The 22,144-nt window shown below is 33.8% G+C and carries 25 protein-coding genes and 6 pseudogenes; 27 read left to right on the top strand and 4 right to left on the bottom strand.

Annotated features, from left to right (window positions below; translation table 11 throughout):
* Nucleotides 1-67 precede the first annotated feature (67 nt).
* The 4 genes from lacG (at nucleotide 68) to BN1875_RS00450 (ending at nucleotide 4,077) form a co-directional block, all read left to right on the top strand.
* Nucleotides 68-1,474, top strand: a complete 1,407-nt coding sequence (gene lacG / locus BN1875_RS00470) for a 6-phospho-beta-galactosidase (RefSeq protein WP_002290548.1) — start codon at nucleotides 68-70, stop codon at nucleotides 1,472-1,474.
* 22 nt (nucleotides 1,475-1,496) lie between these two features.
* Entirely contained in the window at nucleotides 1,497-1,769 is a 273-nt protein-coding gene (locus BN1875_RS00465) for a DUF3884 family protein (RefSeq protein WP_010051939.1), read from the top strand.
* Nucleotides 1,770-1,789: 20 nt separating this feature from the next.
* Nucleotides 1,790-2,689, top strand: a complete 900-nt coding sequence (locus BN1875_RS00460; RefSeq protein WP_048602919.1) for an aldose 1-epimerase family protein — start codon at nucleotides 1,790-1,792, stop codon at nucleotides 2,687-2,689.
* Between the two features lie 225 nt (nucleotides 2,690-2,914).
* Nucleotides 2,915-4,077, top strand: a protein-coding gene (locus BN1875_RS00450) for an IS3 family transposase (protein ID WP_147570555.1) whose coding sequence is annotated in 2 segments (ribosomal slippage) — nucleotides 2,915-3,191 and nucleotides 3,191-4,077 — 1,164 coding nt in all. Because the reading frame shifts where the segments join, the coding sequence is not laid out codon by codon here.
* Nucleotides 4,078-4,313: 236 nt separating this feature from the next.
* On the opposite strand, the gene BN1875_RS00445 is transcribed toward BN1875_RS00450, so the two are convergent.
* Nucleotides 4,314-5,705 carry a dihydrolipoyl dehydrogenase family protein gene (locus BN1875_RS00445; RefSeq protein ID WP_005237714.1) on the bottom strand — a complete coding sequence of 464 codons (1,392 nt, stop codon included), beginning with the start codon at nucleotides 5,703-5,705 and terminating at the stop codon, nucleotides 4,314-4,316.
* A complete protein-coding gene (locus BN1875_RS00440) occupies nucleotides 5,702-6,136 on the bottom strand; it encodes an RrF2 family transcriptional regulator (protein WP_005237713.1) in 435 nt (144 codons plus the stop codon). Before BN1875_RS00440 ends, BN1875_RS00445 begins: the two co-directional genes overlap by 4 nt.
* A 153-nt stretch (nucleotides 6,137-6,289) precedes the next feature.
* On the opposite strand from BN1875_RS00440, the gene BN1875_RS00435 reads away from it, so the two are divergent.
* From BN1875_RS00435 to BN1875_RS00355, 20 genes and pseudogenes are all read left to right on the top strand, one after another.
* Nucleotides 6,290-6,646, top strand: a complete 357-nt coding sequence (locus tag BN1875_RS00435) for a hypothetical protein (RefSeq protein ID WP_021150714.1) — start codon at nucleotides 6,290-6,292, stop codon at nucleotides 6,644-6,646.
* A 148-nt stretch (nucleotides 6,647-6,794) separates the two neighbouring features.
* Nucleotides 6,795-7,346, top strand: coding sequence for a tyrosine-type recombinase/integrase (locus BN1875_RS00430; protein WP_002307628.1), 552 nt, complete (start codon nucleotides 6,795-6,797; stop codon nucleotides 7,344-7,346).
* A gap of 312 nt (nucleotides 7,347-7,658) precedes the next feature.
* Nucleotides 7,659-7,811: pseudogene (locus BN1875_RS00425) on the top strand (PBECR4 domain-containing protein); the annotation flags it as partial.
* Nucleotides 7,807-8,073 (top strand): annotated as a pseudogene (locus BN1875_RS13765) (HAD family hydrolase); the annotation flags it as partial. The pseudogenes BN1875_RS00425 and BN1875_RS13765, both read left to right, overlap by 5 nt.
* Nucleotides 8,070-8,153 (top strand): annotated as a pseudogene (locus BN1875_RS13760) (heavy-metal-associated domain-containing protein); the annotation flags it as partial. The pseudogenes BN1875_RS13765 and BN1875_RS13760, both read left to right, overlap by 4 nt.
* A 1-nt stretch (nucleotide 8,154) precedes the next feature.
* Nucleotides 8,155-8,232, top strand: a pseudogene (locus BN1875_RS13580) (Dps family protein); the annotation flags it as partial.
* A gap of 100 nt (nucleotides 8,233-8,332) precedes the next feature.
* Nucleotides 8,333-9,667, top strand: coding sequence for a replication-associated recombination protein A (locus BN1875_RS00415; RefSeq protein ID WP_048602917.1), 1,335 nt, complete (start codon nucleotides 8,333-8,335; stop codon nucleotides 9,665-9,667).
* Nucleotides 9,668-9,754: 87 nt separating this feature from the next.
* Nucleotides 9,755-10,111, top strand: coding sequence for an MmcQ/YjbR family DNA-binding protein (locus BN1875_RS00410; protein ID WP_048602916.1), 357 nt, complete (start codon nucleotides 9,755-9,757; stop codon nucleotides 10,109-10,111).
* A gap of 287 nt (nucleotides 10,112-10,398) precedes the next feature.
* Nucleotides 10,399-10,770 carry a DUF3021 family protein gene (locus BN1875_RS00405; RefSeq protein WP_012477193.1) on the top strand — a complete coding sequence of 124 codons (372 nt, stop codon included), beginning with the start codon at nucleotides 10,399-10,401 and terminating at the stop codon, nucleotides 10,768-10,770.
* 63 nt (nucleotides 10,771-10,833) lie between these two features.
* The gene (locus tag BN1875_RS00400) at nucleotides 10,834-11,451 is read left to right on the top strand and encodes a recombinase family protein (protein ID WP_048602915.1); all 618 of its coding nucleotides are present in this window, start codon (nucleotides 10,834-10,836) and stop codon (nucleotides 11,449-11,451) included.
* On the top strand, nucleotides 11,451-13,595 hold the full coding sequence (locus tag BN1875_RS00395; RefSeq protein WP_048602914.1) for a type IA DNA topoisomerase: 2,145 nt from the start codon (nucleotides 11,451-11,453) through the stop codon (nucleotides 13,593-13,595). The genes BN1875_RS00400 and BN1875_RS00395 overlap by 1 nt, the downstream gene beginning before the upstream one ends.
* 74 nt (nucleotides 13,596-13,669) lie before the next feature.
* Nucleotides 13,670-14,566, top strand: a complete 897-nt coding sequence (locus BN1875_RS00390; RefSeq protein WP_147570554.1) for a ParA family protein — start codon at nucleotides 13,670-13,672, stop codon at nucleotides 14,564-14,566.
* Between the two features lie 84 nt (nucleotides 14,567-14,650).
* Nucleotides 14,651-14,866 (top strand): peptide-binding protein, encoded by a 216-nt coding sequence (locus BN1875_RS00385; RefSeq protein WP_048602878.1) that lies wholly within the window; start codon nucleotides 14,651-14,653, stop codon nucleotides 14,864-14,866.
* A 16-nt stretch (nucleotides 14,867-14,882) separates the two neighbouring features.
* Nucleotides 14,883-15,155 (top strand): antitoxin, encoded by a 273-nt coding sequence (locus BN1875_RS00380; RefSeq protein ID WP_000301765.1) that lies wholly within the window; start codon nucleotides 14,883-14,885, stop codon nucleotides 15,153-15,155.
* A 1-nt stretch (nucleotide 15,156) separates the two neighbouring features.
* Nucleotides 15,157-16,019 (top strand): annotated as a pseudogene (locus BN1875_RS00375) (zeta toxin family protein).
* 109 nt (nucleotides 16,020-16,128) lie between these two features.
* Nucleotides 16,129-16,677: a GNAT family N-acetyltransferase gene (locus BN1875_RS00370; RefSeq protein WP_048602912.1), complete on the top strand. Its 549-nt coding sequence runs from the start codon at nucleotides 16,129-16,131 to the stop codon at nucleotides 16,675-16,677.
* Nucleotides 16,678-16,800, top strand: a pseudogene (locus BN1875_RS13425) (zeta toxin family protein); the annotation flags it as partial.
* 27 nt (nucleotides 16,801-16,827) lie between these two features.
* Nucleotides 16,828-17,037, top strand: coding sequence for a hypothetical protein (locus BN1875_RS00365; protein ID WP_025479636.1), 210 nt, complete (start codon nucleotides 16,828-16,830; stop codon nucleotides 17,035-17,037).
* Between the two features lie 435 nt (nucleotides 17,038-17,472).
* Nucleotides 17,473-17,970: a DnaJ domain-containing protein gene (locus BN1875_RS00360; RefSeq protein WP_048602911.1), complete on the top strand. Its 498-nt coding sequence runs from the start codon at nucleotides 17,473-17,475 to the stop codon at nucleotides 17,968-17,970.
* A gap of 33 nt (nucleotides 17,971-18,003) precedes the next feature.
* Nucleotides 18,004-18,309, top strand: a complete 306-nt coding sequence (locus BN1875_RS00355) for a hypothetical protein (protein ID WP_033626036.1) — start codon at nucleotides 18,004-18,006, stop codon at nucleotides 18,307-18,309.
* Nucleotides 18,310-18,331: 22 nt separating this feature from the next.
* On the opposite strand, the gene BN1875_RS00350 is transcribed toward BN1875_RS00355, so the two are convergent.
* Together BN1875_RS00350 and BN1875_RS00345 are read right to left on the bottom strand one after the other, a co-directional pair.
* Entirely contained in the window at nucleotides 18,332-18,589 is a 258-nt protein-coding gene (locus BN1875_RS00350; RefSeq protein ID WP_021109234.1) for a hypothetical protein, read from the bottom strand.
* Between the two features lie 2 nt (nucleotides 18,590-18,591).
* On the bottom strand, nucleotides 18,592-18,891 hold the full coding sequence (locus BN1875_RS00345) for a hypothetical protein (protein WP_048602910.1): 300 nt from the start codon (nucleotides 18,889-18,891) through the stop codon (nucleotides 18,592-18,594).
* Between the two features lie 291 nt (nucleotides 18,892-19,182).
* On the opposite strand from BN1875_RS00345, the gene mobQ reads away from it, so the two are divergent.
* From mobQ to BN1875_RS00330, 3 genes are all read left to right on the top strand, one after another.
* Nucleotides 19,183-21,168, top strand: coding sequence for a MobQ family relaxase (gene mobQ, locus BN1875_RS00340; protein WP_048602909.1), 1,986 nt, complete (start codon nucleotides 19,183-19,185; stop codon nucleotides 21,166-21,168).
* 23 nt (nucleotides 21,169-21,191) lie between these two features.
* Nucleotides 21,192-21,524 (top strand): CagC family type IV secretion system protein, encoded by a 333-nt coding sequence (locus BN1875_RS00335; protein WP_048602908.1) that lies wholly within the window; start codon nucleotides 21,192-21,194, stop codon nucleotides 21,522-21,524.
* Between the two features lie 234 nt (nucleotides 21,525-21,758).
* Entirely contained in the window at nucleotides 21,759-22,142 is a 384-nt protein-coding gene (locus BN1875_RS00330) for a glycosyl transferase (RefSeq protein ID WP_048602907.1), read from the top strand.
* Nucleotides 22,143-22,144 lie beyond the last annotated feature (2 nt).

Genomic DNA, 22,144 nt, shown 5'->3' with positions numbered 1-22,144 from the left:
TTCATTTCCTTGGTTTCCGGAACTCAGAATATCGTCTCAAATGCTTTTTTTGAAAGGAGTTATAGTTATGACTAAAACACTTCCTAAAGATTTTATTTTTGGTGGTGCTACAGCTGCTTATCAAGCAGAAGGTGCGACTCACACGGATGGTAAAGGCCCAGTTGCATGGGATAAGTATCTTGAAGACAATTATTGGTACACAGCAGAGCCTGCAAGTGATTTTTACCATAAATATCCTGTTGATTTAGAATTAGCTGAAAAATATGGCGTTAATGGTATTCGTATTTCAATTGCCTGGTCTCGTATTTTCCCAACTGGCTATGGCGAAGTAAATGAAAAAGGTGTTGAATTCTACCATAATCTTTTTGCCGAGTGCCACAAACGTCATGTTGAGCCATTCGTGACTTTGCACCACTTTGACACACCAGAAGTTCTTCACTCAGATGGAGATTTCTTAAACCGCGAAAATATAGAACACTTTGTAGATTATGCCGCTTTCTGTTTTGAAGAGTTCCCAGAAGTAAACTACTGGACAACTTTCAATGAAATTGGCCCAATTGGAGATGGTCAATACTTGGTTGGTAAATTCCCTCCAGGCATTCAATATGATCTTGCCAAAGTCTTCCAATCACACCACAATATGATGGTTTCTCATGCACGTGCTGTGAAATTGTATAAAGATAAAGGTTATAAAGGCGAAATTGGTGTAGTACATGCGTTGCCAACCAAATACCCTTATGATCCAGAAAATCCAGCAGATGTTCGTGCCGCTGAGTTAGAAGATATCATCCATAACAAATTTATCTTGGATGCAACCTACCTTGGACACTATTCAGATAAAACGATGGAAGGGGTCAACCACATCCTAGCTGAAAATGGTGGAGAACTTGATCTTCGTGATGAAGACTTCCAAGCACTTGAAGCAGCTAAAGATTTGAACGATTTCCTTGGTATCAACTACTACATGAGTGATTGGATGCAAGCCTTTGATGGTGAGACTGAAATCATTCACAATGGTAAGGGTGAAAAAGGAAGTTCTAAGTACCAGATTAAAGGTGTTGGTCGCCGAATCGCACCAGATTATGTGCCTAGAACGGATTGGGACTGGATTATTTATCCTGAAGGCTTGTATGACCAAATCATGCGAGTGAAAAATGATTATCCAAACTACAAGAAGATTTACATCACTGAAAACGGTCTTGGATACAAAGATGAGTTTGTAGATAATACCGTTTATGATGATGGTCGTATTGATTACGTGAAGAAACACTTGGAAGTTTTATCAGACGCAATTGCGGATGGTGCAAATGTTAAAGGTTACTTCATCTGGTCACTTATGGATGTCTTCTCATGGTCAAACGGATACGAAAAACGTTATGGACTATTCTATGTAGACTTTGACACGCAAGAACGCTATCCTAAGAAATCAGCTCATTGGTATAAGAAAGTAGCAGAAACTCAAGTGATAGAGTAATATTACTTGAAAATGTAAAAAATTGTTATCCGATACTTTAGAAAAAGTACAACACTTATTTAGACCAGGCTTTGAAAATGTATATATTGTTAGTTTCGAAGATTGTCCTATGATTCCTGAGCTTGAAGCTACCCCGTTGCTAAAATGTGGTAAATGGTATGTTTCAACTGGAAAAGAGTGGATTTGCCATTCTGATTTAGAGTTATCAGCATTTGAATGGGAATTTTTACAATCACTCGATGTAGAAATACGTGAGACTATTCACTTCGAGGTAAATTATTTGCCTTTCCAATAATAAAAAGAAAGGAATTAGTTGTGACTATCGAATTAAAAAACGAGTATCTTACTGTTCAGTTTAAAACACTGGGTGGTCAACTGACTTCGATTAAAGACAAGGATGGGATAGAGTATCTCTGGCAAGCTGATCCAAATTATTGGAATGGACAGGCGCCTATTCTATTTCCTATCTGTGGTAGTTTACGAAATGATTGGGCTATTTATAGACCTCAAGAAAGACCCTTTTTTACAGGTCTTATTCGTAGACATGGTTTTGTTCGAAAAGAAGAATTTATTCTGGAAGAAGTCAATGATAATAGCGTGACCTTTAGTATTAAACCAAATACTGAGATGCTTGATAATTACCTATATCAGTTTGAACTGAGAGTTGTTTATACCTTGAATGGTAAATCAATTAGAACCGAATTTCAGGTAACGAACTTGGAAATGGAAAAAACAATGCCTTACTTTATTGGAGCCCATCCAGCATTCAATTGTCCTTTAGTAGAAGGTGAAAACTATGAGGATTATTATATTGAATTTAGTGAGGTTGAGTCTTGCTCGATACCAAAGAGTTTTCCTGAGACAGGATTATTAGATTTGCAAGATCGCACACCTTTTTTGGAAAATCAAAAGATTCTCGATTTGGACTACTCACTTTTTTTCCATGATGCCATTACACTTGACCAGCTCAAGTCTCGTAGCGTAACGCTTCGGTCAAGGAAGTCTGGTAAAGGTCTTCGAGTAGATTTTGATAATTTTCCGAACTTGATTCTGTGGTCTACAACTAATAAAAGTCCATTCATTGCTTTGGAACCTTGGAGTGGTCTCTCCACTTCACTTGAAGAAGGTAATTTCTTAGAAGATAAAAGACAGGTAACGAAAATTTCACCTCAAGAAACTTCTAGAAAAATCTATGATATTACTATCCTTAATTAAAATTTGTTATTATTTGAGTCTTCAATAAGATTTGAATACTCTTACCTTGTGATGATAGATTGGTCTTCTCCGTGCCAGTCTTACATCGCAAGGTTTTTAAGTTTTTTGTGGGTCTATGTCAACTGTAGTGGGTGACGAAAAGCTAATATCTGGATAGGCTACAATTAACTAGACAGAAAAATTAAGGTGTGTAGACTAGAAGAAAATATACCAGGAGGAATTTTTATGTCTAAGAGAACACGAAGAACTTTTTCACAAGAATTCAAGCAACAAATCGTCAATCTTTACTTAGCTGGAAAGCCACGTGTAGAAATCATTCGAGAATATGAACTAACGGCTTCAGCATTTGACAAATGGGTAAAGCAATCTAAAACGAGTGGTTCATTCAAAGAAAAAGATAATCTTACGCCTGAACAAAAAGAATTGTTAGAACTACATAAAAGAAACCAGCAATTAGAAATGGAAAATGATATTTTAAAGCAAGCAGCGCTGATATTCGGACGAAGAGACAAGTAATCGATGCGAATAAGCATCTTTACCCTATATCAGCGATGTGCAGAATATTAGGTCTATCACGTCAGTCCTATTATTATCAATCAAAACCAAAGAAAGACGAATCAGAACTTGAAGAAGCAGTCGCTGAAGAATTTATCCGCAGCCGAAAGGCCTACGGCTCAAGAAAAATAAAAAAAGCCTTATCAAAACGAGGCATTCAGATCAGCCGACGAAAAATTAGTAGAATCATGAAAAATAGAGGATTAAAATCGAGCTATACTGTTGCTTATTTTAAAGTACATCATTCTACTTGCAATGAAGCCAAAACGACAAACGTATTGAATCGTAAATTCTTAAGAGACAACCTATTAGAAGCGATCGTAACAGACTTGACTTATGTACGAGTCGGGAAAAAATGGAATTATGTCTGTTTCATTTTGGATCTGTTCAATCGAGAAATTCTCGGCTATTCTTGTGGAGAACATAAAGATGCCGTTCTAGTAAAAAAAGCATTTAGCCGTATCAAACAACCTCTGACAGAGGTTGAGATTTTTCATACTGATCGTGGAAAAGAGTTTGATAACCAAGCTATTGATGAATTATTAACAACTTTTGACATCAATCGATCATTGAGTCATAAAGGCTGTCCTTTTGATAATGCCGTAGCTGAATCAACTTATAAGTCGCTGAAAGTAGAATTTGTCTATCAATACACATTTGAAACCTTACAACAATTGGATTTGGAGTTATTTGACTATGTCAATTGGTGGAACCACCTTCGGTTGCACGGTACACTTGGCTACGAGACACCGGTTGGTTACCGTAACCAGAGATTGGCGCAGCGAATCCTTGATAATGAGCTCGGATGTGCTAACGCTAGCGAGGCAGTCTAACTTTAACTGTTAGCTCCTGCCGAAGATCGTCACATCCGAGGAGGCTCATTGTCAAGGACAATCGGAATAGCATACGGAAAGAAGTTCTGCACCTTATAAAATTTGTCAAAAAAACTGTTGCCATTCCAATAGGAGGTGAATAGTGTAAAATGACTCCTATAGAGTGGACTCTGAAAAATAGATCTCTATAAGGTCCATTTTATTTTGTCCCAGCCTCTTTTGTGGTTAAATTTAAGTTAAATCATTTCAAGTAAATCATTCATGGATTCACTCATTGTAGGGTGAGTATAAATACCGTCTCGTAAACTCTTATATGAAATATTTTCATTAATTGCTAATGCAATTAAGTTGATCATTTCGTGAGCTTCGTAGCTGAAGAAGCTTGCGCCTAATATAAGGTCAGTCTCTGGATCAACTAATATTTTCAAAAAGCCGCTTGTTTCACGCAATACTTGAGCTTTAGGAACAGCAGCAACGGGCATCTTAGCAACTTTATAATTTTTACCAGCTTCAGTTGCTTCTTTTTCATTAAAGCCTACCCGTGCAAATGTTGGATCCACAAATGTTGCTGTAGGATAAACACGACGCGTTTCTAAATTATAGTTGGATTCTTCTCCTAGCAATTGAGGCAAAACAATACGGTAGTCATCCAAAGAAATATAAGTGAATTGTGGTCCACCTTTAACGTCGCCCACTGCCCAAATGTGTTCAACAGAAGATTGCAAGTGCTTGTTTACCTTGATTTCTCCACGAGCGCCGAGCGCCACGCCAGCCTTTTCAATATCTAATTTATTTGTGTTAGGAATACGGCCAGTAGCAACTAAAATTTCATTTAATTCAGCAGATTTTTCTTCGCCGTTTTGTTCAAATGTTAAACGTACACCATTATCCGTATCTTGAACACGTTTAGCTTGAGCGTTAAATTCAATAGTTACCCCTAATTCTTCTAATCTTTCCAAAATAGCTGCTGCGTCATCCTTATCTTCACGTGGCAATAATGAGTCATTGAATTGATAAACGGTTACTTCAGAACCAAATTCAGCAAAATAAGAAGCGAATTCTAATCCAATTGGACCAGCTCCGATAATACCTAGTTTTTTTGGCAGATTTGTTAGCTCTAAAATTTCTTCACTTGTGTGGATGTGTGGACTGTTTTGCTTGTTTTCAAAATCTGGAATAACAGCCGTAGATCCAGTTCCAATAATGATATTAGCAGCCGTAACTTGTAGCGTTTCTGTATCTGTATCCACTAACAAAGTATGGTCATCTTTGAAGTGAGCAAAACCGTCTAAGACTGTTACGTTATCTAAATCAGCAATTTTATGGTAGTTTTTTTTATTTAATTTGGTTACTAATTCAGTTTTATAGTCCATGGCTTGTTTGAAAAACTGGTTGTTAATCTCAGGATTTCGCTCAATGCCAAATTCTGATAATTGATCAATAATTTTTGCACTATGTGTCAACGATTTAGTCGGTAAGCATCCCACATTAATACAAGTTCCACCATACATTTTAGCTGATTTTTCAATCACAGTGACGGTTTTTCCTTTTTTAGCTAAAGCACCTGCTAATGTTTTTCCTGCTTTACCAAATCCAATAATGGCTACGTCTGTAGTGTACTCATTCATATTTTAGTGCCCCTCTCATTTTGTATTGCATATAATTTTACTTCCATATCTTTTAATGTAATAGTTGCTAGTTTTGCTACTGCATCTTTATTCAGCTCATCATAAAGATCATCCATAGCTTCTGACATACCAGACGAAATCATACATTGTTCATTGATATAACCTGAATGCCAAGTATTTTGGATAATTGGGATCTTTATCGCCTCATAAACATTTTTTAAAGTGATAGCTTCTAAATTATCGGTTAGAAAGTATCCGCCATGCACACCTTTTTTTGTTTGAACTAATCCTTTTTTTCGGCATTTTGCCAGAACTCTGCGAACACGAACTGGATTCGTACAAATGTTCTCAGCTAATGCTTCACTGGTAAAAATTGAATTGTTATGACCTAAATAGACCAACCCATGTACTGCAATCGTAAATTCACTCAAAATTATTCACCTTCTTTAAAAAGTAACTTTTAAAGTTACTTTATCTAAATTAAGTATACACCTAAAAGTTATCCAAATCTACAAAATCTGTTACTTTTAAGCAATTATTTTAATATCTCCTTAGACGAATTGATTAAAGGAGATGACGATAAGATGAAAAGAGAAGTAACTATTGCTAAGATGAATCAATTAATGTTGGTTATTATAGGATCATTTGTTTTAACCCTCATTACTGCATCCTTATTTAAATACTGGGGCGATTTTTCTTTGATTTTGCCAGTTACTTTTATAGTAATCATGGTCAATGCTGCTATTAAACTTCAAAAGATCCAAGATAAAGAAAATCTAAAAACCTATAAAAAAATCTTAGATTATATGGACAATAGAGAAGTAAGAAATGATCCGAAAACACAAAACAGGAAGAGAATGAACTTAGAAAAATCTAGCTTGGCGATAGTAGGAGCTCTTATTGAGTTTTTCTTAATGTATGGCGTACTGTCGGTTTTCTAAATCATCTTAATACATGAAATTGTATAAAATCATGTATCAAGAATCCTATCCCTATAGGGTTCTTTTTTTTTACTCCCCCTAAACACACGATTTCGTGTTATAATAACTATAATCATGTATTCGAACAGACTAAAAAGGAGGGATTGTCATGGGCTATAATGTTCAGCCACTACGGTCGCAACAGGAGATTAATGATTTTTTATTTTGCCTGCGACGGAATAAAAATGCGGAACGTGACGTTTTCTTGTTTCTAATTGGAATTAACAGCGGTCTGCGCATGTCCGACATCGTCAAACTCAAGAAAAAAGACGTGATTACCTCAAAAAACCCGCGCATCGTGGAGCAAAAGACAGGGAAAACACGCATTTTATACTTAAGCAGCTTACAGGACTTGATTCACGGCTATACCGCACCCTTAGATCCGGAGGCTTACTTGTTTCCCAGTACTAAGGGCGGCCATTTAGAAGTCAATACGGTCTACCAGATGTTTCAAAAGGTCGCGAAGCTGTTAGGAAGGGACGATATCGGCACCCACACCCTACGAAAAACCTTTGGTTACCACTATTACAAGAAAACCAAAGACGTGGCCACCTTAATGGAAATCTTTGGTCACAGCAGCGAGAAGATTACCAAACGCTACATCGGAATTAATGAAGATGAAATCAGTGAAACGTTATTAAATTTTCGGTTAGGTTTTTGATTGTATTATATAATAGATAAGCACAGTAAGACGGTTATAATCACCCACAGTATTGGACAAATCAACCTTTTTTTGGTATATTATATATACAAATGAGAGCAGGCTCATAGTCAACTTGATATAAATCCGGAACATAAGGGTCCGGCGGGTGGCGAGCACCAAAACTAAACTCGATACAAATCCGGAACGTAAGGGTCCGGCGGGTGGCAAGCACCAAAACTAAACCTGTATAAAAGACTGCTCTTTTGAGCAGCTTTTTTTATTGGGAAAAAGGAGCATTCTTCGCACGTGGCAAAAAAAGAATACAAACGCATGTCTATAAAAGAGACAACCCAAATTACCAGACAGTTAAACGCGATTTATAAGGCTGCCCATCTCTTACAAGAACATTTTGTAGATAAAAAAGTATCCTTTGTCGGAGAAGTCTCAACGGTAGCGATTATTTTTTCGACAACTAATTTTATCTGATGATGTTCTTAAAGAATTAGATAAATTAGAAAGAGCCGGTAGTTCAATTGTATTAACGGCAGTTGATCGTAAGTTAATTATTTTAATGGGAATCCGTGACCAAGTTCGAGCAGGTGTTAAACAAGACCTACAAAAATTAAAATCACTTGGTGTTAAAAATCTCACTGTATTATCAGGGGATAATCAAGGCACAGTTAATTTAGTTAAAAAGGAGCTAGGATTAACCGAGGCTCATGGCGATATGTTACCTGAGGACAAGTCAATTTGAGTACAATTGAAAGAGCTATTGAAAACCTAGGATATTCAGTTATTAGTTCAAAAGTAAAGGAAGGTGTATAAAATGACAACAGCAAATGAAAGACAAGAAAAATTAGCTGCTGAAAAAGCATATAAAGAACACATTCATCATACCAAGATTGGTAATCATTCAAACAAAGGTGTTTCTCATGCAGAAGAAATTCTTACTTTATTTGAGGGTATAGAGCGTACCTGATTAATTTACTTTAGGAGGAAACGAAATGCCTCAAACATCACTTTTTGACCAAGAGATGGACATGACTGCTCCTTTGGCTAGTCGTATGCGACCCACAAATTTAGATGACTTTGTGGGTCAAAAACACTTGGTAGGAAAAGGGAAATTTCTTAGAGAGATGATTGACAAGGATCAAGTCCCGTCTATGATTTTCTGGGGACCACCTGGTGTAGGAAAAACAACACTAGCAGAGATAATAGCAAGAAAAACACAGTCTAAATTTATTACACTCAGTGCGGTGATGAATGGTATAAAAGAAATTCGGAAAATCATGGACGAAGCTGAGGAAGTAAGACATTTAGGCGAACGAACAATTGTATTTATCGATGAAATCCATCGATTTAATAAAGCGCAACAAGATGCATTTCTACCTTATGTAGAAAAAGGAAGCATTATCTTGATTGGTGCAACTACAGAAAATCCTTCGTTCGAAGTAAATTCTGCCTTACTGTCACGTACGAGAGTATTCGTGTTGAATCAATTGACAGAAGAGGACATTTTAGAGCTGTTAGAACATGTTGTCCATTCTCCAAAAGCTTTTCCTGATCTATCTATTCAGATGGAAGAAAATCTGTTAAAAAAAATTGCTATTTATTCAAATGGGGATGCACGAACGGCACTGAATACGTTAGAAATGTTAGTCATAAACAGTGATATAAACGATAAGAAGACGAATATTTCCGAAGAGCTGCTCAATCAATTAATTGACAAAAAAACAGCTTACTACGATAAAGCTGGGGAAGAACATTATAATATTATTTCAGCTCTGCATAAATCAATGCGTAACAGCGACGTCGATTCAGCTATCTATTGGTTGACACGGATGTTAGATGGAGGAGAAGATCCTATTTATATTGCTCGACGATTGATTCGTTTTGCGAGTGAAGATATTGGATTAGCAGACAATAATGCACTTAATCTAGCCATTAATGTTTTTCAGGCTTGTCGTTATATTGGGCTTCCGGAGTGTGACGTGCATCTTACTCAGTGCGTGATTTATTTATCATTAGCACCAAAATCAAATGCAACGTACAAGGCAACGTTAGCAGTAAAAGAGGATATTAAAAAGACAATCAGTGAACCTGTTCCGTTGCATCTTCGCAACGCAACGACAAAATTAATGAAAGAAGTCGGTTATGGTAAAGGTTACAAGTTAGCGCATCACTATGATGACAAGCTGACGACTATGTCGACTCGTCCAGAAAGTATATCGGATCATGTTTATTACAGCCCCACAAAACAAGGAAACGAAGAAAAAATAACCCAAAGATTAAGCTATATTAATCAATGGAAAGAGAGCCATTCGGATGATTCGCAATGAACACAAATGACCTTCATTAAAACTTAATTACTATCTCGATATGTACAGAAAATATTATTTATTAAAAATGGTAAAGGTGTGATCAATATGGAACTCAGAAAATCTTTGATAGAGCAAGCTAGAAAAATGTCAAACGTTCGAGTAGATAAGCCGTTCGAACAGTTTCCAAATTATGAGGTTCTTCGACACAAGAAAAATGATAAATGGTTTGGATTGTTTATGACGGTAGAGAAAAATAAACTAGGCCTGTCAGGTGAAGAGTACGTAGATATACTCGATGTAAAGGCTGATCCTGAATTCGTCTCCATATTGAGAAATACTCCAGGATATTTTCCGGCGTACCATATGGATAAGAATCACTGGATTACAGTATTGCTTGATGGGACCATTGATGAGCGAAAAATACTAGATTTAATTAAAGATAGTTACAATTTAACCATCTAAAGCTAAAAGTGTTCTGTGAATTATCAATTCCGGAACACTTTTTTTCATACCATAAATGATATGCATTACTCTATTTTTGTGTTCATAAATCGTAAAAATTCAATTGTCAATTAAATTTAGATTATGTTTACTAGTAAAAAGATTTGATGAGATCCTGAAAGTTACTTTTTTGCGGACAACAGAGTATACTTGATTGTCCTTTTTAGTAAGTATTGATTTTTTGTGGTATACTGGGATTAGAAAATAGGACATTTAAGTTGGGCAAAATTAGAGTGGAGGTGTCAAAAATGAAATATATTATAGATGCAATCATAAGGGGAATTATTCCCTTTGTAATTATGAGCGGAATATCTTTAATAATGGTTTATCAGAAGTTGAACTCATTTCAAATAAAAAGTACTTTTCTAGTAGGAATAATTATTACATTAGTTTCAGCTGCTAGCGTGATTTATGAGATTGATAATTTAACTTTAACACAGCAATCTATTATTCACTTTTTTGTAATGCTGATAACAGTTTTTCCTTGTTTGATAATTAGTGGGTGGTTTCCATTGTCAAATATCTTTGATTTCTTAAAGTTATTGGCGATCTTCTTGGTAGTTGGCGTTGTTTTATGGATAATTTCATTTTTTATTTTTGGAAAGCTACTAAATAAGTAAGTTTAGCTTATATATTTGCTTGTGGAATTTAAAAAAACTTTTTTTAAAAAAGGAAAGATATTAATGACTAAAATAGGGTATGCACGAGTAAGTAGCAAAGAACAGAACTTAGATCGGCAATTACAAGCGTTACAGGGCGTTTCTAAGGTCTTTTCAGACAAATTAAGCGGTCAATCGGTCGAACGCCCACAATTACAAGCTATGCTTAACTATATTCGTGAAGGGGATATTGTTATTGTTACTGAATTAGATCGATTAGGACGAAATAATAAAGAATTAACAGAATTGATGAATCAAATTCAAATTAAGGGGGCAACCCTGGAAGTCTTAAATTTACCCTCAATGAATGGTATTGAAGATGAAAATTTAAGGCGTTTGATTAATAGCCTTGTCATTGAATTGTACAAGTATCAAGCAGAATCAGAACGAAAAAAAATTAAGGAACGTCAGGCACAAGGAATCGAAATTGCTAAGAAAAAAGGCAAATTCAAAGGTCGGCAACTGAAATTTAAAAAAAATGATCCACGTTTAAAGCATGCTTTCGATTTGTTTTTGAATGGTTTATCCGATAAAGAAGTTGAAGAACAAACTGGAATTAATCGCCGAACGTTTAGAAGGTATCGAGCAAGATATAACGTGACAGTAGATCAAAGAAAAAACAATGAAAAGAGGGATAGTTAATGAGTACGGTTATTTTAGCTGAAAAACCAAGCCAGGCATTAGCCTACGCAAGTGCTTTAAAACAAAGCACCAAAAAAGACGGTTATTTTGAGATCAAAGACCCACTATTTACAGATGAAACGTTTATCACCTTTGGTTTTGGGCATTTAGTGGAATTAGCAGAACCAGGTCATTATGACGAAAAGTGGCAAAATTGGAAACTTGAATCTTTGCCGATTTTTCCTGATCGATACGATTTTGAAGTTGCAAAAGATAAGGGAAAGCAGTTTAAAATTGTTGCAGAACTTCTCAAAAAGGCAAATACAATTATTGTTGCAACAGATAGCGACAGAGAAGGTGAAAATATCGCCTGGTCGATTATCCATAAAGCAAATGCCTTTTCAAAAGATAAAACATTTAAAAGACTATGGATCAATAGCTTAGAAAAAGATGTGATCCGAAGCGGTTTTCAAAATTTGCAACCAGGAATGAATTACTATCCCTTTTATCAAGAAGCGCAAACACGCCAAATTGCCGATTGGTTGATCGGCATGAACGCAAGCCCTTTGTATACGTTAAATTTACAACAGAAGGGCGTACAAGGTACATTTTCACTAGGACGTGTTCAAACGCCCACCTTATACCTTATTTTTCAGCGCCAGGAAGCCATAGAGAATTTTAAAAAAGAACCTTTTTTCGAGGTGGAAGCTAGTATAAAAGTAAACCAAGGTTCGTTTAAGGGCGTTCTAAGCCCCACACAGCGTTTTAAAACCCAAGAGGAGCTTTTAGCTTTTGTTTCTTCTAAACAAGCTAAAATAGGAAATCAAGAGGGCAGAATCGCTGACGTGCAAACCAAAGAGAAAAAAACGAATAGTCCGAGTCTGTTTTCTTTAAGTAGTTTGCAATCAAAAGTCAATCAGCTTTATAAAGCGACAGCGAGCCAAACTTTAAAAGCTATGCAAGGACTGTATGAAGCAAAATTATTGAGTTATCCAAGAACAGATACACCATTTATTACAGAGAACGAATTTGCTTATTTAAAAGCGAATTTTGGCAAATATAGCGGTTTTTTAGGACTTGATCTTGAAATGGTTCAAACAGAGCCTAGAAAGCGTTATGTGGACGGTAGTAAGGTACAGGAACACCACGCCATTATCCCAACAAAACAAGTACCTACCGAATCTGCATTAGCGAAAATGGACGATTTGCAACGAAAAATTTATGCTTTAGTCGTTAAAACGACCGTTGCCATGTTTCTACCTGATTATTTGTATGAAGAAACTAAGATACAAACCAAAGTAGCCGACTTACTTTTTCAATCAATAGGCAAGACACCAAAGCAAGAAGGGTGGAAAATTCTTTTCAAACAACAAACCAAAGAAGAAAAAGAGGACGTTCAAACGTTACCCTTGGTTATCATTGGAGAACATGCCGAGGTTGACGTTAAGAGTGCCGAAAAAGAAACACAACCACCGAAAGCTTTTACAGAGGGTACATTATTAATTGCTATGAAAACCGCTAATAAAACGGTTGATGATGAAGAAGCAATCAAGATTTTACAAGAAGTTGAGGGGATCGGAACAGAAGCGACAAGAGCAAGTATTATTGAAGCGTTAAAACAAAAAGAATATATCCAAGTGATTAAGAATAAGCTTGTTGTAACTGAAAAAGGAAAATTATTGTGCCAGGCAGTTGAAAGTCAGCACCTTTTAACGAGTGCTGAAATGACGGCTAAATGGGAAACGTATTTAAAGAAGATTGGTAAAAGAGAAGGTAATCAAGAAAACTTTATTAATAATATCAAGAAGTTTATCGTTCATTTACTGGAAGCTGTACCTAACGATATAGAGAAATTAAGTTTTGCTGATTACCAGGTACAGAAAGAAAAAGAAGCTGAAAAAAGTATTGTAGGAAAATGTCCTAAGTGTGGAAACAATATTGTATTAAAAAAATCGTTTTATGGTTGTTCAAATTATCCTGAATGTAAGTTTACTTTAGCTGAACATTTTAGAAAGAAAAAACTAACCAAAACGAATGTAAAAGAATTACTGGAGGGAAAAGAAACCCTGGTAAAAGGAATCAAAAACAAAGAGAAAAAGCCCTACAATGCCGTTGTAAAAATCGGAGAAAAGGGATATATTGATTTTATCTCTTTTTCAAAATAAGCATAAAAGCCCTTTAAATAGGGCTTTTATATATTAATCACAAATCACTTATCACAAATCACAAGTGATTCTTAATGATACAATATTACTATACAAAAAAAGAATGGGGCGTAGTTATGGAGAAGGAAGAACTAAAAATACTTGAAGAATTAAGACGTATTTTAAACAGTAAAAATGAAGCAATTGTTATCTTAAACAATTATTTTAAAGGTGGTGTTGGAAAGTCAAAATTATCGACTATGTTTGCTTATTTGACAGACAAATTGAATTTAAAAGTTTTAATGATCGATAAGGACTTACAGGCAACATTGACAAAAGACTTAGCAAAAACATTTAAGGTAGAATTGCCACGTGTCAATTTTTATGAAGGCTTGAAAAATGGAAACTTGGCTTCTTCTATTGTTCATTTGACTGATAATTTAGACTTGATTCCTGGCACGTTTGATTTGATGTTACTGCCAAAATTAACTCGCTCATGGACGTTTGAAAACGAAAGTAGATTGCTTGCTACTCTTTTAGCACCTTTAAAAAGTGACTATGATCTTATTATTATTGATACTGTACCAACGCCAAGCGTTTATACAAATAATGCAATCGTGGCGAGTGATTACGTTATGATCCCTTTACAAGCAGAAGAAGAAAGTACAAACAACATTCAAAACTATATTTCCTATTTGATTGATTTACAAGAACAATTTAACCCTGGACTAGATATGATCGGTTTTGTTCCTTATTTAGTTGATACGGACAGCGCAACGATAAAATCAAACCTGGAAGAGCTGTACAACGAACACAAAGAAGATAACTTGGTTTTCCGAAATATTATCAAGCGAAGTAATAAAGTAAGTACCTGGTCTAAAAACGGCATTACTGAACACAAAGGTTATGACAAAAAAGTTTTATCCATGTATGAGAACGTATTTTTTGAAATGGTTGAGCGAATCATTCAGTTAGAAAATGAAAAAGAATAGAATCACAAATCACAAATCACAAATCACTTGTGATTTGTGATTGTTGATGATAAAATAAGAATAAGAAGAAATAGAAAGAAGTGAGTGATTGTGGGAAATTTAGGCGCACAAAAAGCAAAACGAAATGATACACCAATCAGTGCAAAAAAAGATATAATGGGAGCTAAGACGGTTCGTGTTCGTGCTGACTTGCACCATATCATAAAAATCGAAACAGCAAAGAATGGCGGAAACGTAAAAGAAGTTATGGATCAAGCCTTAGAAGAATATATACGGAAATATTTACCTGATAAACTTTAAAAGGAGTGAAAATGAAATGGCAGTTACGTATGAAAAAACATTTGAAATTGAAATCATTAATGAGTTATCAGCAAGCGTTTATAATCGAGTATTAAACTATGTTTTGAACCATGAATTAAATAAAAATGACTCTCAATTATTGGAAGTCAATTTATTAAACCAATTAAAGCTTGCAAAACGTGTAAATCTTTTTGATTATTCTTTAGAAGAATTACAAGCCGTTCATGAGTATTGGCGGTCAATGAATCGTTACTCAAAACAAGTTTTGAATAAAGAGAAAGTGGCTTAATATGGCAAATATAGTCAATTTTACTGACAAACAATTTGAGAATCGCTTAAATGATAATTTAGAAGAATTGATTCAAGTAAAAAAGCGGTTGAATCGCCAACCGCTTTTTTACTTGGTGGGCAACCAGGGTCAGGGAAAACCAGTTTGCGATCAGCAATTTTTGAAGAAACACAAGGGAATGTTGTTGTCATTGATAATGATACCTTCAAACAACAGCACCCAAATTTTGACGAATTAGTGAAACTTTATGAAAAAGACGTGGTAAAACACGTTACCCCCTATTCTGATCGTATGACAGAAGCACTTATTAGCCGTTTAAGCGATCAAGGGTACAATTTAGTGATTGAAGGTACAGGACGAACAACAGACGTTCCTATTCAAACCGCAACAATGCTACAAGCCAAAGGTTATGAAACAAAAATGTACGTCATGGCAGTACCGAAAATTGAATCATACTTAGGAACGATTGAACGATATGAAACCATGTATGCAGATGATCCAATGACAGCCAGGGCAACACCAAAGCAAGCACATGATATTGTTGTCAAAAATTTACCTAACAATTTAGAAACCCTTCAAAAAACGGGATTATTTAGCGATATAAGGCTATATAATAGAGAAGGTGTAAAACTCTATTCAAGCTTAGAAACGCCTTCCATTAGTCCGAAAGAGACCTTAGAAAGAGAATTAAATCGTAAAGTATCAGGGAAAGAAATTCAACCGACTTTGGAGAGAATAGAGCAAAAAATGGTTCAAAATCAACACCAAGAAACCCCTGAATTTAAAGCAATTCAACAAAAAATGGAAAGCTTGCAGCCACCTACACCACCAATACCTAAAATACCTAAGCTTCCAGGACTTTAAACCTTAAAATATGATAATATATCTTTAATAAGGAGACGTGATAATACGACAATAGCAGATTTTATGGAAAATAAAGCAAACTTGGTAATAGTTACGAAAGGACAACTTTATGAAATATTATTACGAACATATACTTCCAAATGGAGTACATGTCATTATTAGAAGTGCGAATCCGAATGATGCAATTGAGTTGCATCACTTATTCAATAAAACTCACAGTGAAACAGATTTCTTAACAACCTATCCTGATGAATCTCATTTTGATTTAGAGAAAGAAATGGATAGTTACCAGAAATTAAACGATAGCGAAAATTCTTGTGAAATTTTAGCAGTAATTGATAATAAAATTATTGGAAGTGCTAGCCTAAACTCTGTTAGTCTAAAAGATAAGGAAAAACATAGAGGTGTAATCGGTCTTTCAATTTTAAAAGAATATTATGGTCTTGGAATTGGCAATATCTTATTTTCTACAATAATAGAGTTGGGTAAAAAAGCCCAATACAAACAATTAGAACTTCAAGTAGTGTCCGATAATACTAGTGCAATATCATTGTATAAAAAATACAATTTCATCAAATATGGTGAAAACCCTAAAGCCTTTTTAAATAGACAAAATAAATATCAATCAATTGATTATATGAGACTAGAGATAGAATAACAAAATGTGGTTCTAAATAAACACCAAGAAACCCTTGAATTTAAAGCAATTCAACAAAAATTGGAAAGCTTGCAGCCACCTACACCACCAATACCAAAAATACCTAAACTTCCAGGGCTTTAAAAATTAAAGAAGAAAGGGGCTTAGATCATGAAAAATATATCAACAGCAGCAGTCGTTGCATTCTTTTATATATTAATTAGTTTTTCGATAGATTTGTTTAGTGGAGATATAACTTTTTCTAGTGCTTCAATTTCTCATTTGTTAATTGGATATGTAATTGTATTTGTGTCTTACTTAATAGGTGTTTTTATAGTTCACATATTTGTAAAAACGATTAATAAAAAAAGAGTTAAATAAATAAAAAAAGGAAAAATAGGGCAGTTACCAAAAAGGTAACTGCCCTATTTTTTATAAAATTTTCCTCATTTTTTAAAAGCTGATCGAGAAATAAAGCACACAACAGCATTCTTTCTTTTTTCAGTTGCTACATTTTGCAGTCTGTAACGTGCCATTTACTGTTTGTTACCTTAACATATCCAGTCGAAAACACAAGGGTATATAAACGAGCAAGCTCGCCCTTGTGTTTTCTTTGTGTCTATGTTACGTACTCGTCACAGCAAACGACACGAACACACTGGCGAAAATGAACCAACAAAACGAAAAAAGAAAGGAGCATACACTGTAATTTATTTCTAGCTTTTAAAACATGAGGAAAACAGCTTCACTTCCTCAAACGCCTAACAAAAATGGTTGTCAAAAAGCCAAAAATCAAAAAGAAAAGGAATGATAAAAATGAAATACATTAAAAACGTTGAAACATTGGAAGAATTGAAAAAAGCCTACAAAAAATTAGCTTTGAAATTGCACCCCGATTGTGGTGGTAGCAATGAAGAAATGGCGCAACTAAACAATGAATATGATGAATTGTTTAGCAAACTTAAAAACACTCACAAGAACAAAGACGGCGAAACCTATACAAAAGAAACGACTGAAACGCCCGAACAATTTAAGGACATTATAAATCAACTTTTCAATCTGAAAATGGACGGTGTATCAATTGAAATCGTGGGAACTTTTATATGGTTAACAGGCAACACAAAACCTTATAAGGACGACATAAAATCCCTAGAATTTCGTTATTCACCAAAAAAATACGCATGGTATAAAGCACCAAGCGATTATAAAAAACGTAGTCGAAAAAATTATGATATGGACACAATAAGGGGAATGTATGGAAGTCAAAAGGTGAAGGAAGATAAAGAAGAAAAAAAATACTTACAAGCCAATTAAGGCTTGTAAGTTTATCAGAAAGGAAGTTTTAGAGTGGATATTAAAATAAAAAAAATAAATTTTGAAGGTAATATTTTAAAAGTGATAAAAGCGACAGTAACAGAAATGAGAGGAATAAATAATCATCAAAAATATGATTTTGATTTATATCAAATAGAAGCACGTTCGCCAATGTCAACAAGAGAAATAACTTTAACAGTTGATTTTATAGAAAAAAAAGTATCAGGTGATATTATCGCTTTTGGTGATTGGTACGATTTGGATATAGAATCAGTAAATGAAATATTAAAGCAATTAAAAAAGGAAGAACAAACATTAAGAACAATCAATTTTATTTAAAAAAGTATCAAAAAAAGGAAAATTATTTTTCCTTTTTTTGATACTTTTTAGGTTTATTTGCTTTAATATATTCAGAAAAAATTTTTAAAAAATCTTCTGTTTCTTCAACCGTCAAACAATCAATTTCAAAGTATTTTTCTAATAAAGCGCCTTTTTCAATTAATCGTTTTGTTCGTTGTTTTCTATTAATATTTTGCTCGCTATTCGCTCGCAAAATATTTTTTTGAATTTTTAGTTTTTCTATTCTTTTATTGATGTCATTTAAATCATTATTTGCCATAACTATTTAAGTAATTCAGAAAAATTTTGACTATTCGCATTTAATAAAGTTTCTAATTCGTCATAGAATAATTCTTTGTTTTCTTCAATTGATTCAATAGAAATATTATTTTTTGAAAGGGTAGAAAGGACAAAATCACCAATATCTGCTTTTGATTTTAGAATTAATTCTTCTTTTTTCTTTTGTAATTCTTTAATTTGAAGTTCAATATCAGAAACAGTTTTTTTCTTTCTCTTTTTTGGTCTTGTTTTTGGAATGATTTTCTCATTTTCTATCTTGATGTTTTGATCTTGATTTTCCATAAAATATCCCTCCTGATAATTTGTATATGTCTATCATATTATATTATATTTCTAAAATCAATAAATATAAACGATAATGTCAGATTAAACATAGTTACTTTTTAATTGATAAGTGGTAAAATTAATCTATAGAGAATTCCCTTAGATGTTTTACTAAGGGCGCACTTATACCCCTAAATTTTATTTAGTGGTAATTGTGCTATAAAACTTAATTTACATTTCGTTTTATCGTCAAGCGTGTTTGTTAAAATTCGCTACGCTCATGTTTGAAAAGAAAGAGAGGTTATACAATTGGCAATCTTCCATTTATCTATGACAATAGCAAAAAGAGAAGGCGGAAAAAGAAGTTTAATTGCAATGGCTTCTTATCGAAGCGGTGAAAAATTGTATAGTGAACTATACGAGAAAACAAATCTATATAACCATAGAACTATTAAACCAGAAGCTTTTATTTTAAAGCCTGATTATGTACCTAATGAATTTTTAGATAGACAGACTTTATGGAACAAAATGGAATTAGCAGAAAAACAGGTGAATTCTCAAATTTGCCGAGAAGTAAATGTAGCATTGCCAATTGAATTAAATAATACAGATCAACGATCACTGATAGAAGAATTTGTTAAAGATAATTTTGTCAGTGAAGGAATGATTGCAGATGTAGCTATTCATAGAGATGATGAAAACAATCCCCATGCTCATATTATGTTAACAATGAGAGAAGTAGATAGTGAAGGAAATATTCTTAACAAGCGAAAAAAGATACCTAAACTGGATGAAAATGGAAACCCGATTTTATTAGAAAATGGTAAAATTAAAATGGTTTCTATTAAAACAAATGACTGGGATAGAAAATCTCTTGTTTCTGAAATTCGTAAAGATTGGGCTGATAAAGTTAACCAATATTTAAAAGCTAGAAATATCGATCAACAAATTACAGAAAAATCTCATGCGGAACTTGGAAAAAAAGAACTACCAACAATTCATGAAGGTTTTTACTCAAAAAAATTAGAAGAAAAAGGAGTTATAAGTGAGTTAAAAAGAAAAAATTTAGAGATTCAAAGTTACAATGATATCCTAGCCGAACTTGATAAACTTGAAAATCAAGAGAAAATATTAAAACAAGACCAAAACTTCACTTTAAAATTTGAAAAAACTTTCTCACCTTTAGAAAAAGGAGAACTGAAAAATCTTTCAAAAGAATTGAAATTATTTATTAATGATGAAAACATTGATAAACGATTAGGTGAATTAAAACGATGGGAAAATTCACTTATCTTTAATAATAAAATGGAAATTCAAAAACAACGTTTGATGTTAAGTAAAATTAGTAGTGAACGAGATATGCTTACAAAGGCAAATGAAATTTTAGATAAACAAGCAGAAAGATTCTTCAAAAAATCTTATCCAAGTTTGAATATTGACAAATTTTCAAATCACGAAGTTAGAGCAATGGTTAATGAAACTATATTTAGAAAAGAGTTATTGAATAAAGACCAATTAGCAGAGGTCATTTACAATGAAAGAGTAATAGAAAAAGAAGAAAACAAAAAGATTTTCAAAGAAAAACCCTTTCAAACTAGTCGTTATCTTGATTCAAAAATTAAACAAGTTGAAGATAGTATAACCAAAGAAAATAACTCTGAAAGAAAAGAAATTTTATCAATCAAGAAAGAAAAACTAATAGGAATAAAACAAGGATTGATAGAATATGTTCAATCAGAAGTTGAAAGAAAATTTGATAAAAATGTTTCAATAGATTCAGTCATAGAAGGCGAAATGCTACTTGCAAAAGCTGACTATTATAACACGACTGATTTTTCAAAAGTCAAAGAAGGAACTAGATTTACCAGTGAAGAAATTAATTCCATGTTGGAACAATCAAAAGGCTTCTTAACTAACATTCAGACGGTGAAAATTCCTAATGATTGCCAAGGTGTATTTTTTGTTCAAGATAGCATGAAATGTATTGATGAACTAAGTCCATTAGCAAAACAAAATCTGAGAAAGGTTGTTAATCGTAATGCTTATTTACCTGATTCTGATAAGATAGAATTAAGTAAACAGATTGAGAATACTAATAAAGATCAATCCCAAGAATTGGATAAAAATGAACCTGAAAAAAATGAAGTGTCTGTAAAAATGTTCCAATTTGCAAAATCAATTAATCGATTGTTGAGTGGTAACCAATCACAGAAAAAACGAAACCTAGACAAATTGATTAAGCAAACAAAAGCAAAAGAAAATCAATCATTACAAAGGAATATTCCTTTGCGATAAAATAAAAACAAGAGGTGTATAAAATGAAAAAATTTATCAAAGATACAAAGTTTAAGCTTGAGAGTGCGGTTGTTGCGGTGGGTACATTGTTTATTACCAATCCAGTATTTGCAGCCACTGATCCACAAGCAAAATTAGTTCAAGCAGGTAACACTATAAAAGGTGTTTTAACAGCCTTAATTGTTGTAGTTGGTGGGATTGCTTGTGCAAAAATTGTTATTAAATACTTGCCGTCTATTGATGACCCACAAGAAAAAAATACCATGTATAAAGCCTTGGGAACAGCCTTGCTTGTTACGGCATTAGGTGGGGCATTGGTTTGGTTAGTACCTTGGGCATATGGATTATTAGCATAAGAAGTTGCTAATGAGAAGAACAATAGGAGAGAGGATATTTGTTCATGAAAAAAATATTTAGTAAAAATAGTTCCTATGGATATTTTATTGTAGCTATTCTAAGTCTAATTGCATTTTGGGTCAGACATAGCACGATTTGGTTAGTTTTATGTTTTGCCTGGTTAAGTATGGGATTTACTGCTTTAGCACGTAATAAAAAATAAAATTGTTAAAGGAGATTGAAAGGAGTTAGTTATGAACAGTGATCAAGTGAAACAAGCCTTATTAGATTTGCTAAATGCAGATACTGAAAAAGGGCGGACTTGGTTTTTCCCTTCCAATGTATCTGATCGGTACACAGTCATTTTAGGGCTAGATTTGAAACAATCAGCAAAAGCAATCGGTACGGCATTAATAAGCGTGCTATTGGCAATTCTTATTTTCCGTAGCACAGCCGTTTTTCCTTTAATTATCTATGTCATTGTTGGTTTGGTGTCATTTGGCGGTGTATGGGCGTTTTATACAATTAAACCAATTACAGACCGCCCTAACATTTCTATTTCTGATTTTATGAAGCAAAGAAAAGATTTTTCTAAAAGACCAAAAGTCTATTATAAGAAGCCGAAAGAACAAGTTTAAAA

This window comes from Enterococcus massiliensis (assembly GCF_001050095.1).
GTDB classification, from domain to species: Bacteria; Bacillota; Bacilli; order Lactobacillales; family Enterococcaceae; genus Enterococcus_C; species Enterococcus_C songbeiensis.
Note: the sequence above shows the minus strand (reverse complement) of the source record. Positions and strands in the feature narration are given on the sequence as shown.

Excerpts from the sequence above, each read along its gene's own strand:
- lacG (WP_002290548.1), top strand. The coding sequence starts at position 68 with ATGACTAAAACACTTCCTAAAGATTTTATTTTTGGTGGTGCTACAGCT.
- BN1875_RS00445 (WP_005237714.1), bottom strand. The coding sequence starts at position 5,705 with ATGAATGAGTACACTACAGACGTAGCCATTATTGGATTTGGTAAAGCA.
- BN1875_RS00435 (WP_021150714.1), top strand. The coding sequence starts at position 6,290 with ATGAAAAGAGAAGTAACTATTGCTAAGATGAATCAATTAATGTTGGTT.
- BN1875_RS00430 (WP_002307628.1), top strand. The coding sequence starts at position 6,795 with ATGGGCTATAATGTTCAGCCACTACGGTCGCAACAGGAGATTAATGAT.
- BN1875_RS00415 (WP_048602917.1), top strand. The coding sequence starts at position 8,333 with ATGCCTCAAACATCACTTTTTGACCAAGAGATGGACATGACTGCTCCT.
- BN1875_RS00410 (WP_048602916.1), top strand. The coding sequence starts at position 9,755 with ATGGAACTCAGAAAATCTTTGATAGAGCAAGCTAGAAAAATGTCAAAC.
- BN1875_RS00405 (WP_012477193.1), top strand. The coding sequence starts at position 10,399 with ATGAAATATATTATAGATGCAATCATAAGGGGAATTATTCCCTTTGTA.
- BN1875_RS00400 (WP_048602915.1), top strand. The coding sequence starts at position 10,834 with ATGACTAAAATAGGGTATGCACGAGTAAGTAGCAAAGAACAGAACTTA.
- BN1875_RS00395 (WP_048602914.1), top strand. The coding sequence starts at position 11,451 with ATGAGTACGGTTATTTTAGCTGAAAAACCAAGCCAGGCATTAGCCTAC.
- BN1875_RS00390 (WP_147570554.1), top strand. The coding sequence starts at position 13,670 with ATGATACAATATTACTATACAAAAAAAGAATGGGGCGTAGTTATGGAG.
- BN1875_RS00380 (WP_000301765.1), top strand. The coding sequence starts at position 14,883 with ATGGCAGTTACGTATGAAAAAACATTTGAAATTGAAATCATTAATGAG.
- BN1875_RS00370 (WP_048602912.1), top strand. The coding sequence starts at position 16,129 with ATGAAATATTATTACGAACATATACTTCCAAATGGAGTACATGTCATT.
- BN1875_RS00365 (WP_025479636.1), top strand. The coding sequence starts at position 16,828 with ATGAAAAATATATCAACAGCAGCAGTCGTTGCATTCTTTTATATATTA.
- BN1875_RS00360 (WP_048602911.1), top strand. The coding sequence starts at position 17,473 with ATGAAATACATTAAAAACGTTGAAACATTGGAAGAATTGAAAAAAGCC.
- BN1875_RS00350 (WP_021109234.1), bottom strand. The coding sequence starts at position 18,589 with ATGGCAAATAATGATTTAAATGACATCAATAAAAGAATAGAAAAACTA.
- BN1875_RS00345 (WP_048602910.1), bottom strand. The coding sequence starts at position 18,891 with ATGGAAAATCAAGATCAAAACATCAAGATAGAAAATGAGAAAATCATT.
- BN1875_RS00335 (WP_048602908.1), top strand. The coding sequence starts at position 21,192 with ATGAAAAAATTTATCAAAGATACAAAGTTTAAGCTTGAGAGTGCGGTT.
- BN1875_RS00330 (WP_048602907.1), top strand. The coding sequence starts at position 21,759 with ATGAACAGTGATCAAGTGAAACAAGCCTTATTAGATTTGCTAAATGCA.